This window comes from Pseudomonas sp. GW821-FHT07F01 (genome assembly GCF_059418825.1).
In genome coordinates this window covers 45,269-57,428 of the sequence record NZ_JBWKQO010000002.1, presented here as the reverse complement: position 1 = coordinate 57,428, position 12,160 = coordinate 45,269, and the positions used below count along the sequence as shown (strand labels likewise).

Genomic DNA, 12,160 nt, shown 5'->3' with positions numbered 1-12,160 from the left:
AACGGAAAGTTACCGCTGGTTCAGGCTGAGCTGCGTGCCCCGAGGTACAGGCCGAAGATCAGTCCGGCCTGCTGCAGGAGCAGGGCAGCGCCCCGACTCTGCGGGTCCTGGCTATCGTCGAAGCTCCAGCGTTGCTGCAACTGCCCGGTCATCGGGCAGACGCGCCAATTGGCTCGCAGGGCGGTCGAGGGGGTGGGGGCGGCACGAGAAAACGGCGAGCGCGCCAGAACCTTGGGCTCACGGCACAGCTTGACCCGCATGGTAGCGGCGAAGGCGCGAACGCCTGGCATTACAGAGGAAGTGAAGTGCATAACATTTGCCTCGCGACCGGACTGGTTCCGGGGGAGGCAAGTTACGTTGGAGCGTCAAGCCCTAGCGCAGCTTACCCGACCGCGGAGTCGAGTCCCGTCATTTTCAGGGTTAAGTGCCTGGCTCTGCGCAGCGGCAGTGACCAGACAGCGTCTAGATACTGTGTCCATTGGCTTCTTTAGTGAGTTAAACAAAGGGCCGTAATTACCGGCCCGCGCAATTTACTCAGGAGGGGTGCTGGAGTCAAGGTTAAATTGCCCTGAATCATTGGTCAGTTACGAAGTTTCAGGTGAGGTTCAGCTAAGGGGGGGAATTAGCTGATGCGAGAGGCGGATATATATAAGTTTCATATAAAGAAAGTGCCCATGACAGATGGGGATGTCATGAGCACTGAATATAGCGACGAGGATTATCAGTGCAGCAAGTGCTGGGAGATATCCTTGTAGGTCGCGCTATCGGTGGCCGCCATCAACTGCCGGCCATCCTTGAGGGTGCCGATGAAGGTCACTTCGTTTTCCGTACCCGCCATCAGGTACCCGGCCAGGGCGCCCACCGGGCCCAACAGCATGGCGCCGGCAATGCCGTAGCCCAGGGCGTCCTTGTTGGTGATGGGGCTTTCGCTGGCGATCTCCAGTGTCTTGAAGGCCGATGCCTTGACCTCGACGCCGTTGCTGTTGAATACCGTCTTGAGCCTGAAGGTGCCGTGCCGGTACTCGCCGGCGCCTTGCAGGAAATCACCTGATAAAACCTCGATCTTTGCCATGTTGAATCATCCTTATCCAAGCATAACCAGACAGGCCATTGAGCTCTCCGCCAGGGGGAGCGTCAACGGGGTTGCGATGAAGGGTGCTACCGCCAGTCAGCAGCCCTCGTTCATTCAGCCTCGGCCAGGTCACCCCGGGCCATGCTGATCCAGATCAGGGCTGTGAAGGGTTGTAGCAGCCCACGGGGCACCGGCCCTCGGCTTCCGACCAGTGGCTGGCCGGGGCCGGGCGCTCAAGGTGGTGTTAAAAAATGTTAGATTGAAAAACTTCTTCACATAATCCGTTCATTGGTGGATGATCGTTCACAGCCAAAGCTCAACCTGATAACAACAGCAACAGGATGGCCATGATGATCGATTCGCTCCTGCCTCTCTCGGCACCTGCCCACGGTGCCATGCACCTTCCGGGCTTGCCGTCTGGCGCTGCGCCTGTTGCTGCCTGTGTTGCATTTGCCGGACCTGCAATCCGGATTTCCCTGTCCTGCCCGGTTCTTGCCCGGCGCCTGTCTGGCGCGGCACAGTCCTGGTCTCTTTCTGGAGTCCCCCATGAATAACAACAATGTCGGTGTCATCGGTCTTGGCGCCATGGGCCTGGGCATCGCCCGGTCGTTGCTGCGCAGCGGTTTCAAGGTGCATGCCTGTGACGTCCGTGCTGCGGTCACCGAGCAGTTCGCCAGCGAAGGCGGCGTGGCTTGCGCCTCGGCGGCGCAACTGGCCGGTGAATGCGATGTGATTGTCACCGTGGTGGTCAATGCCGAGCAGACCGAAAGTGTGCTGTTCGGTGAGGGCGGGGCGGCAGCGGCACTGCGTCCCGGCAGCCTGGTGATCGGCTGCGCCACCGTGGCCCCGACCTACGCCGTGGACCTGGGCCAGCGCCTGGAGGCCCTGGGCCTTTTGTACCTGGATGCACCGATCTCCGGGGGCGCGGCCAAGGCCGCCGCCGGCGAGATGACCATGATGACCTCCGGCCCGGCCACCGCTTACGCCAGGGCCGAGGCGATTCTGGGGGGCATGGCCGGCAAGGTCTATCGCCTGGGGGATGCCCATGGCCTGGGCTCCAAGGTCAAGATCATCAACCAGTTGCTGGCCGGGGTGCATATCGCGGCATCCGCCGAAGCCATGGCCCTGGGGCTGCGCGAAGGGGTGGACGCCGATGCCCTGTACGAGGTGATCACCCACAGCGCGGGCAACTCCTGGATGTTCGAGAACCGCGTTCCGCATATCCTCAAGGCCGACTACACACCGCTGTCCGCGGTGGACATTTTCGTCAAGGACCTGGGGCTGGTGCTGGATACCGCCCGGGCCAGCAAATTCCCGCTGCCGCTGTCGGCCACCGCGCACCAGATGTTCATGCAGGCCTCCAGCGCCGGTTTTGGCCGCGAGGACGACTCGGCGGTGATCAAGATCTTCCCGGGCATCGACCTGCCCGTGGCCAAGCCCGATGCCGAGTGAGGAACCCGTGATGACGATTTCCAATCCACGTCCGTTGCTGGGCTGCATCGCCGACGATTTCACCGGGGCCACGGACCTGGCCAACATGCTGGTTCGCGGTGGCATGCGCACTGTGCAGAGCATCGGCATTCCCAGCGCTGAAGTGGCTGCCGGGCTGGACGCCGACGCCGTGGTGATCGCGCTGAAGTCGCGTACCACTGCGGCCAGCGAAGCGGTGGCCGAATCCCTGGCCGCCCTGCAATGGCTGCGGGACCAGGGCTGCGAGCAGATCTTCTTCAAATACTGCTCGACCTTCGATTCCACCGCGGCGGGCAACATCGGTCAGGTCAGCGAGGCCTTGCTCGAGGCCCTGGGCAGCGATTTCACCCTGGCCTGCCCGGCGTTCCCGGAGAACGGCCGGACCATTTTCCGTGGCCACCTGTTCGTCCAGGACCAGTTGCTCAGCGAATCGGGCATGCAGCATCACCCGCTGACGCCGATGACCGATGCCAACCTGGTGCGGGTCCTGCAATCCCAGACCCGGCTGCCGGTAGGCCTGCTGCGCTACGACAGCATCGCCCAGGGCGTGGAGGCGGTGCGCAGCAGGATCGCCGAACTGCGCGGGCAGGGTGTTGCCCTGGCGATTGCCGACGCGCTGTCCGATGCCGACCTCTATACCCTCGGCGCCGCCTGCGCCGACCTGCCGCTGCTCACTGGCGGTTCCGGGCTGGCCCTGGGCCTGCCGGAAAACTTCCGTCGCGCCGGCAAGCTGCGTGACCTCGATGCTGCAAGCCTGCCCAAGGTAGCCGGTGGCGAAGTGGTGCTGGCCGGCAGTGCCTCCCTGGCCACCAATGCCCAGGTCGATGCCTGGCTGGAAGCCGAGCGCCCGGCCTGGCGCATCGACCCGCTGGCCCTGGCGGCCGGCGAGGCGGTGGTGGAACAGGCCCTGGCCTTTGCCCGGGAGCAGCAGGGCACGGTGCTGATCTACGCCACCAGCACGCCGGAAGAGGTCAAGGCGGTGCAGCGTCAGCTCGGTGCCGAACGTGCCGGAGCGCTGGTGGAGAATGCACTGGGCGAGATCGCCCGGGGCCTGCGCGACAGCGGCGTGCGGCGCTTTGTGGTGGCTGGCGGGGAAACCTCCGGCGCCGTGGTCAAGGCCCTGGACGTGCGCCTGCTGCAGATCGGTGCGCAGATCGATCCCGGGGTCCCGGCCACCGTCAGCAGTGGCGGCGAGCCCCTGGCCCTGGCGCTGAAGTCCGGCAACTTCGGTGGTCGCGACTTTTTCAGCAAGGCCCTGGGTCAACTGGCGGGAGGTCAGGCATGAGCCGGGAAAACGCTCTGCGCGAAGAAATCTGTGATGTCGGCCGCAGCCTCTATCAGCGCGGCTACACCGTGGGCAGCGCCGGCAACATCAGTGCGCGGCTCGATGATGGCTGGCTGATCACCCCCACCGACATCTGCCTGGGCCGGCTCGACCCTGCAGCCATCGCCAAGGTCAACCTGGCGGGGGAGTGGGTGAGCGGCGACAAACCGTCCAAGACCCTGGCCCTGCATCGCCAGGTGTATGACCGCAATCCCGGGGTGGGCGGGGTGGTGCATACCCATTCCACCCACCTGGTGGCCTTGACCCTGGCCGGGGTCTGGCGCGAGGACGACATCCTGCCGCCGCTGACCCCGTACCAGGTGATGAAGGTCGGGCATATCCCGCTGATCGGCTACCAGCGTCCGGGTTCGCCCAAGGTCGCCGAGCAGGTGGCGCAACTGGCCAACCAGGTGCGTGGGGTGATGCTCGAACGCCTGGGCCCGGTGGTCTGGGAAAGCAGTGTGTCCAAGGCCAGCTACGCCCTGGAAGAGCTGGAGGAAACCGCGCGCCTGTGGCTGATGAGCCAGCCGCGCCCGGCACCTCTGGATCAGGCCGCCCTGGATGAGCTGCGGGACGCTTTCGGCGCCACCTGGTAAGCCCGCGACACTGCCAGCGTTTCATGCACGCCAGTCCACGGAAGCCTTCATGAGGCTTTCGCGGGGAGCGGCTTGCCGTTGAAAAACAATAACAACAGGATTTCCCGAGATGAATGACTGCATTTGCTTTACGGGTTCCCGCACCACCAGCACCCCCTGCCAGCCACTGGGTGGAGGGCTTGTGCAATGAGCCCGCTGATTCTGATGATCACCGCCGGGGCCGGTATCGCCCTGTTGCTGTTCCTGGTGCTCAAGTACAAGTTCCAGCCCTTTGTCGCGCTGATGCTGGTAAGCATCCTGGTGGCGCTGGTGGCCGGAGTGAAACCGGCGGAGCTGGTGGCCACCATCGAGGGCGGCATGGGCAAGACCCTCGGCCACATCGCCATCATCATCGCCCTGGGCGCGATGATCGGCCGCATCATCGAGCTTTCCGGCGGCGCCGAGGCGCTGGCCAAGACCCTGATCGAGCGCTTCGGCAACCGGCGCACGCCCCTGGCGCTGACCATGGCCGGATTCATCATCGGCGTGCCGGTGTTCTTCGAGGTCGGGGTGATCATCCTCATGCCCCTGGCCTATGGCGTGGCCCGCAGTGCGCGCAAGCCGCTGCTGGTGTTCGCCTTGCCGATGTGCGCCGCGCTGCTCACCGTGCACGCCTTCCTGCCGCCGCACCCTGGAGCGGTGGCCGCGGCCAGCCAGCTGGGCGCGGACCTGGGCCGGGTGCTGATGTTCGGCCTGCCGCTGACCGCGCTGCTGTGCTACGTGGGCTACCGCGTGGCAGGGCGCATGACCCGGCGCAACTACCCGATGACCGATGACATCCGCGCCGAAGTCTACGGCCCGCACGTCACCAATGAAGACCTCGCCGCCTGGAACAACGGTTCCGAGCAGCCTGCCAGCCCCCAGGCGGTGGCCGCTGTGGCGCACATGGGCCTGGAAGAATCCACCGGCAGCCTGGCGGCGAAACTGCCACCGGCACCACCACCGGGGTTCGGCCTGATCGTCAGCCTGATCCTGCTGCCCATCGTGCTGATCCTGCTGGGCACCCTGGCTACTTCCTTGCTGCCCCTGGAGTCCACCCTGCGCGGGGTGCTGACCGTACTTGGCGCGCCGCTGGTGGCGCTGCTGCTGGACACTTTGCTGTGTGCCTGGCTGCTGGGCTCGCGCCGCGGCTGGAGCCGCAGCCAGGTGTCCGACGTGATCGGCTCGGCGCTGCCCGGGGTGGCCATGGTGATCCTGATCGCCGGGGCCGGGGGGGTGTTCGGCAAGGTGCTGGTAGATACCGGGATCGGTGCCGTGGTCTCCGACCTGCTGCGCACCACCGGCCTGCCGGTGCTGGCCCTGGGTTTTCTGCTGACCATGCTGCTGCGTGCGGTGCAGGGCTCCACCACCGTGGCCCTGGTGACCACCGCCGGGATCATCGCGCCGCTGATCGCCACCCTCAACCTGAGCCCCAACCACATGGCCCTGCTGTGCCTGGCCATGGGCGGTGGCGGGCTGGCCATGTCCCATATCAATGACGCCGGCTACTGGATCTTCACCAAGCTGGCCGGCCTCAACGTCGCGGACGGCCTGCGTACCTGGACCGTGATCACCACCTTGCTCGGCACCTTGGGGTTCTGTATTACCCTGCTGATCTGGCCATTTGTCTGACCCTTTGTCCCAGGAGTTCCCATGCCTCGTTTTGCTGCCAACCTCAGCATGCTCTACCCGGAACATGACTTTCTCGAACGTTTCGCCGCCGCGGCGGCCGACGGCTTCACGGCCGTGGAATATCTGTTTCCCTACGACTACAGCCCCCAGGAGCTGAAACAGCGCCTGGACGACCACGGCCTGCAACAGGCCTTGTTCAACGCTCCGCCTGGCGACTGGGCGGCGGGGGAGCGGGGCATCGTTTCCCTGCCCGGGCGCGAGCAGGAGTTCCGCCAGGGGTTCGACAAAGCCCTGGAATACGCCGCTGTGCTGGGCAACTCGCGGGTCCACGTAATGGCCGGCCTGCTGCCGTCCGAGAACGATCGCCCGCGGCACCACGGCGTCTACCTGGAGAACCTGGCCCACGCCACGGCCCAGGCGGCCAAGGTCGGGGTCACGGTGCTGCTGGAGCCGATCAACACCCGGGACATGCCGGGGTTCTTCCTCAACCGCCAGGATCAGGCCCAGGCCATCTGCAAGGAAGTCGGCGCGGCCAACCTCAAGGTGCAGTTCGACTGCTATCACTGCCAGATCGTCGAAGGCGACCTGGCGGTGAAACTGCGCCGCGACCTGGCCGGGATCGGCCACATCCAGATCGCCGGGGTGCCGGATCGTCACGAGCCGGACCTGGGCGAACTGAACTATCCCTACCTGTTCCAGCTGATGGACGACCTTGGCTACGACGGCTGGGTCGGTTGTGAATACCGCCCGCGCGGCAACACCTCCGCCGGCCTGCAGTGGCTGCGGGACTGGCAGGCGCGCTAAGGCTCGGCGGTGTAGCCGCCACTGCAGGTTGCGAAGCAAAAGGACTCTGGGGAGCGTCGCGCAAGGCCCTGGGGGCCTTCGCGCATCGCTTTATGTAGCCGCTGCCGCAGGCTGCGAACGAACCGCAGGCTCGCAGCGACTCCCCGGCCGTCGAGGCCCCTGCGGTGCCTTGCGCAGCCTGCGGCAGCGGCCACAGATGATGCGAAGGCCGCGAACGGCTCGCGATGATACGTAGCGATAAACACAGGAGTTTTCCCATGCAGCGTTTTGCCTGCCGGGCCGCGTTCGGCCTGATTTTGTCCCTGGGCGGTATGTCACTGGCCGCGGCCGCGAGCTTGCCGCCGGCCACCGAGGGGGATTGGGTGGCCCCGCAATTCACCTTCCACAACGGTGAGCAGCTGGCCAACCTGAAGCTGCACTACATCACCCTGGGGGACCCCAAGCACCCGGCGATCCTCTATCTGCATGGCACCTATCGGCCGGCCAGCGACCTGTTGAGCAAGGATTTTGGCGGTGAACTGTTCGGCCCCGGGCAACCCCTGGATGCCAGCAAGTACTACATCATCGCCACCGACGGCATCGGCGTCGGCCAGTCGAGCAAGCCTTCGGACGGCCTGCGGGCGCGGTTCCCCCAGTACAACTACGAGGACATGGTCCAGGCCCAGTACCGGCTGCTGACCGAAGGGCTGGGGGTCAAGCACCTGCGGCTGATCATCGGCAATTCCATGGGCGGCATGCAGGCCTGGATCTGGGGCCAGAAGTGGCCGCAGATGATGGACGCCCTGGTGCCCATGGCCTCCCAGCCGGGGGAAATGTCTTCGCGCAACTGGATGATGCGCCGCCTGCTGGTGGAGTCGATCAAGCAGGACCCGGCCTGGGAGCAGGGCAACTACCGGCAACAGCCGCCGTCGCTGCGCCTGGCCAACGCGCTGTTCGCCACCGGCACCAGCGGCGGCACCCTGGCCTATCAGGCCCTGGCGCCGACCCGGGCCCAGGCTGACCAGCTGGTGCAGGAGCGCCTCAAGGCCAGCCAGGGCGCCGATGCCAATGACTTCATCTACCAGTGGCAGTCCTCGGCGGACTACAACGCCATGCCGGGTCTGGGCAGGATCCAGGCGCCGGTGCTGGTGATCAACGCCGCGGACGACGAGCGCAACCCGCCGGAAACCGGCACCCTGCAAGCGGCGCTCAAACAGGTGAAAAATGCCCGCCTGCTGCTGATTCCCGCCAGCGCCGAAACCCGTGGCCACGGCACCACCGGCATGGCCCGGTTCTACGCCCGCGAACTGGGGCAGTTCATGGCCGAGACTGAAAAAAACCGCTAGTGGCTACTGCGGTCTCTTCGTCGCCCGGGAGCAAGTCCTGCGCCACGGGCTGCTGTGGGCCGGGGCTATCGCTGGCTCAGGATTGTGCCGGCAGCAGCAGTTCCACACCGTGCTTGCGGATCCCGTCCGCCGCCGCAGGGGCCAGTGCGGCGTCGCTGATGATGATGTCGAACTGTTCCAGCCCGGCGATCTTGTACATGCTGAAGGTACCGTACTTGGAGCTGCTGGCCACCAGCACCACCTGGGTCGCCGACTGCATCGCCACCTGCTTGACCTCGACCTTCAGCGCCGATGGCGTGGTGATGCCCCGGCGCAGGTCCCAGGAACTGGTGGAGATAAAGGCCACGTCGGTCACCACCTGGCGCAGGGTGGCCACCGCCAGCCCGCCGACACAGGAGTGGTTGGAGTGGTCCAATTGCCCGCCGGTATGGATCACCGTCACCTGGGGCGCGTCCATCAGGGCCTGGGCCACGCCGAAATCGTTGGTCACCACGGTCATCCCCGACAGCGCCTTGATGTAGGGCACGATTTCCAGGGTGCTGGTGCCGGCGTCCAGGTACACGGTCATGTCCGCGTGCAGCAGGCTCGCCGCCAGCTTGGCCATGGCCTGCTTCTGCGGCAGCTCCACCACGGCCTTGGACTGATGGCTGGGCTCGCTGTGCAACTGGCTGGCGATGCGCACCCCGCCGGTTACCGAGTGGGCGCGGCCTTCCTGCTCCAGCAGGGCGATATCCCGGCGCACGGTCATGTGCGAGCAGTCGAACATCTCCATCAACTGATGCACGCTGAGCACCTGGTGCTTGCGCAACTGGCGCAGGATCTGCTCGCGGCGCTGTTCGGGAATCATCGGTGCGCCGCTGTCACTGGCAGGGTCCTTGGGGGTAGGCATTGAAGCTCCGGTCTGGCGGGTCGGCAAAGGCAGGAATCGGCAGGCCATAGTAGCGAAAGTAGCCGCCGCGGACGAGATTTAGTGCCGTGTGCAAGTCAGGAAAGCATGGCCATCGGTCAGGGGCAGAAGGGGCAATACAGATTGTCGAGAAAGTCCTGGCTGTCGATGTTGGCGTCCAGCACCTGCACCACCACCGGGCCATGGTGCCTGCATTCCAGGATCTGCCCGGCGCCGCTGCGGTTCGGCTGTTGCTCGCTGAATTCATTGCAGCCGCACCAGGGGCATTTGCGCACGGTGGCATCGTTCTGGCCGAGTATTGCCAGGTCCCAGCCGCAGCCGGTGCAATTGAGGCGATACAAAGGGCGGGCAGGGGTAAAGGTCGGCATAGGGGAACTCCAGGTCAGGGGCCTCAGCCCGGGGTCAACAGGCGCTTGAGCGAGCGGGTCAGCGGCTGGCGTGCCTTGCGGCTCTTGAACGGCCCCGGGATGTGCCGCAGGAAACTGCGCCAGGGGTAGCCACCGGGATTGCGCTCCGCGGAACCCAGGTAATCATGCAGGGCCAGGGCCGATTCGCGGTTGAAGGCCCAGAGCATCTGGCCTTTGTAGAGTACGGAAAAATAGGCTTCGCCTGGCCAGTTCAGATGGTGGCGCGCCGCGTAGTGGCAGTGCTCGCAGCGTACCGACCCCAGGTCCAGGCCGTGATCGCGGTACCAGTAGGCTGAACGCTGCCAGTGGCTGGGGCTGTAGCCATCGGGCAACGGACCCAGGCTCTGCATCGGGTCGCCATGCAGGCCGGGAAAGTACAGGGCGTAGTGGTGATAGTGGCCGCAGTTGTCCTGCTCTTTCCAGTACTCCAGCAGCGGGTGGGCCTGGAAGAACGGCACATCGGCCTTGCGTTCGATGGGCCTGGCCACGACGAAGTCGAAGCAGGCCTGGCCTGCGCACTGCGGGCAACTGAGCGCCAACTGATGGGGCATGGGGCTCCAGGGGGCAAGGCTGGTCATGGGTGAATCAATCTACCTGTGGCGTGGCCAGGTCAATATGCCAGCGTTGCTTGAGCTGCTGCAGGCTGCCATCGCGCTTCATGCCGTCCAGGGCCTGCTGCCAGCGGGCCACCTGGGCCGCATCGACCTTGGGCGAAAAGGCGATGTAGGCGTCCTGGTGCATCAGTGGCATCTGGTAGCGCAACTGGTCGAGGGCCAAGCCCTCTTCGGCGGCGAAGGTGCTTACGCTCATGGTGTCGGCCACCACGTATTGCACGCGGCCGACCTGCAGCAGGCGGATCATGATTTCCGGGCTGTCGACGCCCCACAGGTTGTCCAGCCCCTGCTGTTTGAGGTAGCTGTAGACCAGCCATTTGCGCGGCACGGCAATCTGGCCCCGGGTCTGGTGCAGGTCGGTGACCGGCGTGCTGTCGCCATTGCGGGTATAGAGGGCGGTTTCGGTGCGCATCAACGGGCCTACCCACTGGTAGCGCGACTCGCGCTCGGCGGTGCGCAGTATGGTGAACACCGCCGTGTCGTCATCGCTTCCGGCATCGCGCAGGGCCCGCAGCATCGGCCGCAGCTGCACGTTCACCGTGTCGCCGCTGCGCTGCGCCAGGGCCTGCACCACATCGACACCAAACCCCACCATCCGCTCGCCCTGCTGGAAGTGCAGCGGCGGGTGGTTGTCGGTCAGCATGCGCAACTCGCCAGCGTGGGCCGCAAGGCTCAATAGCGGCAACAGTGCCTGCAGCATCCATTTCATGCAGTGCCCTTGGAGTTTGAAAACGCAGAGCTTAGTACGACTGGTTGCCGCCTGTCGCGATAAAAGCTGCCGGCTCCGTGCCAGGCTTCAGAGGGGGTTGCCCGGAGGCTTTTTTCGTCGGGATGTCGCTGAAAACACTCCACTGCAGTTATTCTTGCGCCGCCTTTTCAGAATGGAATCGACCCATGTTCGCTCCCCTTGTTCGTCCCTTGCGAGCCACTGGCTTGCTGTTCGCGGTCCTGGCCTGTTCCCAGGGCGTGCAGGCCAGCAGTTTCGACTGCGCCAAGGCCGCCAGCAGCAGTGAAAAGGCCCTGTGTGCCGACCCCTATACCGCCTCGCTGGACAGCCAGTTGGGCAAGGCCTGGAAGGCGACCCTGGCCAAGGCCAAGGACCCCAAGGCGCTGCGCCTGGACCAGCGTGAATGGCTCAAGGAGCGGGATCAGTGCGCAGCCGACCTGGGTTGCCTGCGCAGCAAATACCTGAACCGCCTGGTCGCGTTGCGTTATGTGAATGTGCCGTTCGAGTGGCAGGGAACCTGGCAGCGGGTCTCGGTCAGCCCGTTCTACGCCGGTGATCTGGTGATCCGGCGCACTGGCGAGGATCGCCTGAGCTTCGATCTGTCGGCCATGGGCGGCGCCAACTCCGGCTCGCTCGCGGGCAAGGCGCAGATCAAGGGCGGCGAGGCCAGCTACAGCGTCGAGGGCTGCAACCTGCGCTTCACGCAGCGCAACGGCCTGTTGCAGGTGAGCCAGGAGGGCGACTCCTTTGCCTGCGGCGCCGGTTCAGGGGTGTATTACGACGGGCTCTATGTGGCCTCCAAGCAAGCCCTGGAGAGCCATTACGACCTGCTGTCCACGGCGCTGGTGCGCACCGAAGAAGAAGACCGGCGCGCCCGGAAACTGCTGAAGAAGGACTATCAGACCCTGCTCGACAGTGGCTCGTCGTTCTCCACGGATACCTCGGCCGAACTCAAGGGCGCCGAGGTCACCGATATGTGGCTGCCGGGCCTGGCCACCACCAATGCGGCGATTTTCGTGCGCGGTACCCAGGGCCAGTTGTGGGTCGCGCTGTTGGTGGTGGCAGGGCCCAAGGATGAAGTGCGGGTGCGTTACTACACCACCGAGCCTGAGTGGAAGCACAGCCTGCCGGATGTGGTGCAGAGCTGGTATGAAGCGCGCAGCAAGGACAAGCAGCTGCCGCTGGACATGATGCCCTGAGCCGGCGCGGCGAGCGGCCAGGGGCAGGGCGCGCAAGAGATTTCGCCGGACGGACAGGCAACAGC

Annotated in this window: 13 protein-coding genes; 7 read left to right on the top strand and 6 right to left on the bottom strand. The window is 65.2% G+C overall.

What is annotated here, in order from left to right; all coding sequences use genetic code 11:
• Positions 1-20 precede the first annotated feature (20 nt).
• Both AC07R1_RS06475 and AC07R1_RS06470 read right to left on the bottom strand, forming a co-directional pair.
• Positions 21-311, bottom strand: a complete 291-nt coding sequence (locus AC07R1_RS06475) for a hypothetical protein (RefSeq protein WP_011061630.1) — start codon at positions 309-311, stop codon at positions 21-23.
• Positions 312-721: 410 nt separating this feature from the next.
• A complete protein-coding gene (locus tag AC07R1_RS06470) occupies positions 722-1,072 on the bottom strand; it encodes a hypothetical protein (RefSeq protein WP_011061629.1) in 351 nt (116 codons plus the stop codon).
• Between the two features lie 546 nt (positions 1,073-1,618).
• Between AC07R1_RS06470 and ltnD the strand changes: the two genes are divergently transcribed.
• The 6 genes from ltnD (at position 1,619) to AC07R1_RS06440 (ending at position 8,241) form a co-directional block, all read left to right on the top strand.
• A complete protein-coding gene (gene ltnD / locus AC07R1_RS06465) occupies positions 1,619-2,524 on the top strand; it encodes an L-threonate dehydrogenase (protein ID WP_011061628.1) in 906 nt (301 codons plus the stop codon).
• 10 nt (positions 2,525-2,534) lie between these two features.
• Positions 2,535-3,827 carry a 3-oxo-tetronate kinase gene (gene otnK, locus AC07R1_RS06460; protein WP_011061627.1) on the top strand — a complete coding sequence of 431 codons (1,293 nt, stop codon included), beginning with the start codon at positions 2,535-2,537 and terminating at the stop codon, positions 3,825-3,827.
• Complete coding sequence (gene otnC / locus AC07R1_RS06455) at positions 3,824-4,462, top strand: 3-oxo-tetronate 4-phosphate decarboxylase (protein ID WP_011061626.1); 639 nt, start codon at positions 3,824-3,826, stop codon at positions 4,460-4,462. Before otnK ends, otnC begins: the two co-directional genes overlap by 4 nt.
• 186 nt (positions 4,463-4,648) lie before the next feature.
• A complete protein-coding gene (locus tag AC07R1_RS06450) occupies positions 4,649-6,112 on the top strand; it encodes a GntP family transporter (protein WP_011061625.1) in 1,464 nt (487 codons plus the stop codon).
• A 21-nt stretch (positions 6,113-6,133) separates the two neighbouring features.
• The gene (otnI, locus tag AC07R1_RS06445) at positions 6,134-6,916 is read left to right on the top strand and encodes a 2-oxo-tetronate isomerase (RefSeq protein WP_011061624.1); all 783 of its coding nucleotides are present in this window, start codon (positions 6,134-6,136) and stop codon (positions 6,914-6,916) included.
• A gap of 257 nt (positions 6,917-7,173) precedes the next feature.
• Positions 7,174-8,241 carry an alpha/beta fold hydrolase gene (locus AC07R1_RS06440; protein ID WP_015635854.1) on the top strand — a complete coding sequence of 356 codons (1,068 nt, stop codon included), beginning with the start codon at positions 7,174-7,176 and terminating at the stop codon, positions 8,239-8,241.
• Between the two features lie 76 nt (positions 8,242-8,317).
• Here AC07R1_RS06440 and AC07R1_RS06435 read toward each other — a convergent pair whose 3' ends face one another.
• From AC07R1_RS06435 to AC07R1_RS06420, 4 genes are all read right to left on the bottom strand, one after another.
• Positions 8,318-9,130, bottom strand: a complete 813-nt coding sequence (locus tag AC07R1_RS06435) for a DeoR/GlpR family DNA-binding transcription regulator (protein WP_065364194.1) — start codon at positions 9,128-9,130, stop codon at positions 8,318-8,320.
• A 116-nt stretch (positions 9,131-9,246) separates the two neighbouring features.
• Complete coding sequence (locus AC07R1_RS06430; protein WP_011061621.1) at positions 9,247-9,516, bottom strand: hypothetical protein; 270 nt, start codon at positions 9,514-9,516, stop codon at positions 9,247-9,249.
• Positions 9,517-9,539: 23 nt separating this feature from the next.
• The gene (locus tag AC07R1_RS06425) at positions 9,540-10,133 is read right to left on the bottom strand and encodes a hypothetical protein (protein WP_019095487.1); all 594 of its coding nucleotides are present in this window, start codon (positions 10,131-10,133) and stop codon (positions 9,540-9,542) included.
• 7 nt (positions 10,134-10,140) lie between these two features.
• Positions 10,141-10,878 (bottom strand): substrate-binding periplasmic protein, encoded by a 738-nt coding sequence (locus tag AC07R1_RS06420; RefSeq protein WP_495110298.1) that lies wholly within the window; start codon positions 10,876-10,878, stop codon positions 10,141-10,143.
• Between the two features lie 185 nt (positions 10,879-11,063).
• Here AC07R1_RS06420 and AC07R1_RS06415 point away from each other — a divergent pair, with 185 nt between their 5' ends.
• Positions 11,064-12,095: a lysozyme inhibitor LprI family protein gene (locus tag AC07R1_RS06415; RefSeq protein ID WP_495110297.1), complete on the top strand. Its 1,032-nt coding sequence runs from the start codon at positions 11,064-11,066 to the stop codon at positions 12,093-12,095.
• Positions 12,096-12,160: the final 65 nt, after the last annotated feature.

Excerpts from the sequence above, each read along its gene's own strand:
- AC07R1_RS06475 (WP_011061630.1), bottom strand. The coding sequence starts at position 311 with ATGCACTTCACTTCCTCTGTAATGCCAGGCGTTCGCGCCTTCGCCGCT.
- AC07R1_RS06470 (WP_011061629.1), bottom strand. The coding sequence starts at position 1,072 with ATGGCAAAGATCGAGGTTTTATCAGGTGATTTCCTGCAAGGCGCCGGC.
- ltnD (WP_011061628.1), top strand. The coding sequence starts at position 1,619 with ATGAATAACAACAATGTCGGTGTCATCGGTCTTGGCGCCATGGGCCTG.
- otnK (WP_011061627.1), top strand. The coding sequence starts at position 2,535 with ATGACGATTTCCAATCCACGTCCGTTGCTGGGCTGCATCGCCGACGAT.
- otnC (WP_011061626.1), top strand. The coding sequence starts at position 3,824 with ATGAGCCGGGAAAACGCTCTGCGCGAAGAAATCTGTGATGTCGGCCGC.
- AC07R1_RS06450 (WP_011061625.1), top strand. The coding sequence starts at position 4,649 with ATGAGCCCGCTGATTCTGATGATCACCGCCGGGGCCGGTATCGCCCTG.
- otnI (WP_011061624.1), top strand. The coding sequence starts at position 6,134 with ATGCCTCGTTTTGCTGCCAACCTCAGCATGCTCTACCCGGAACATGAC.
- AC07R1_RS06440 (WP_015635854.1), top strand. The coding sequence starts at position 7,174 with ATGCAGCGTTTTGCCTGCCGGGCCGCGTTCGGCCTGATTTTGTCCCTG.
- AC07R1_RS06435 (WP_065364194.1), bottom strand. The coding sequence starts at position 9,130 with ATGCCTACCCCCAAGGACCCTGCCAGTGACAGCGGCGCACCGATGATT.
- AC07R1_RS06430 (WP_011061621.1), bottom strand. The coding sequence starts at position 9,516 with ATGCCGACCTTTACCCCTGCCCGCCCTTTGTATCGCCTCAATTGCACC.
- AC07R1_RS06425 (WP_019095487.1), bottom strand. The coding sequence starts at position 10,133 with ATGACCAGCCTTGCCCCCTGGAGCCCCATGCCCCATCAGTTGGCGCTC.
- AC07R1_RS06420 (WP_495110298.1), bottom strand. The coding sequence starts at position 10,878 with ATGAAATGGATGCTGCAGGCACTGTTGCCGCTATTGAGCCTTGCGGCC.
- AC07R1_RS06415 (WP_495110297.1), top strand. The coding sequence starts at position 11,064 with ATGTTCGCTCCCCTTGTTCGTCCCTTGCGAGCCACTGGCTTGCTGTTC.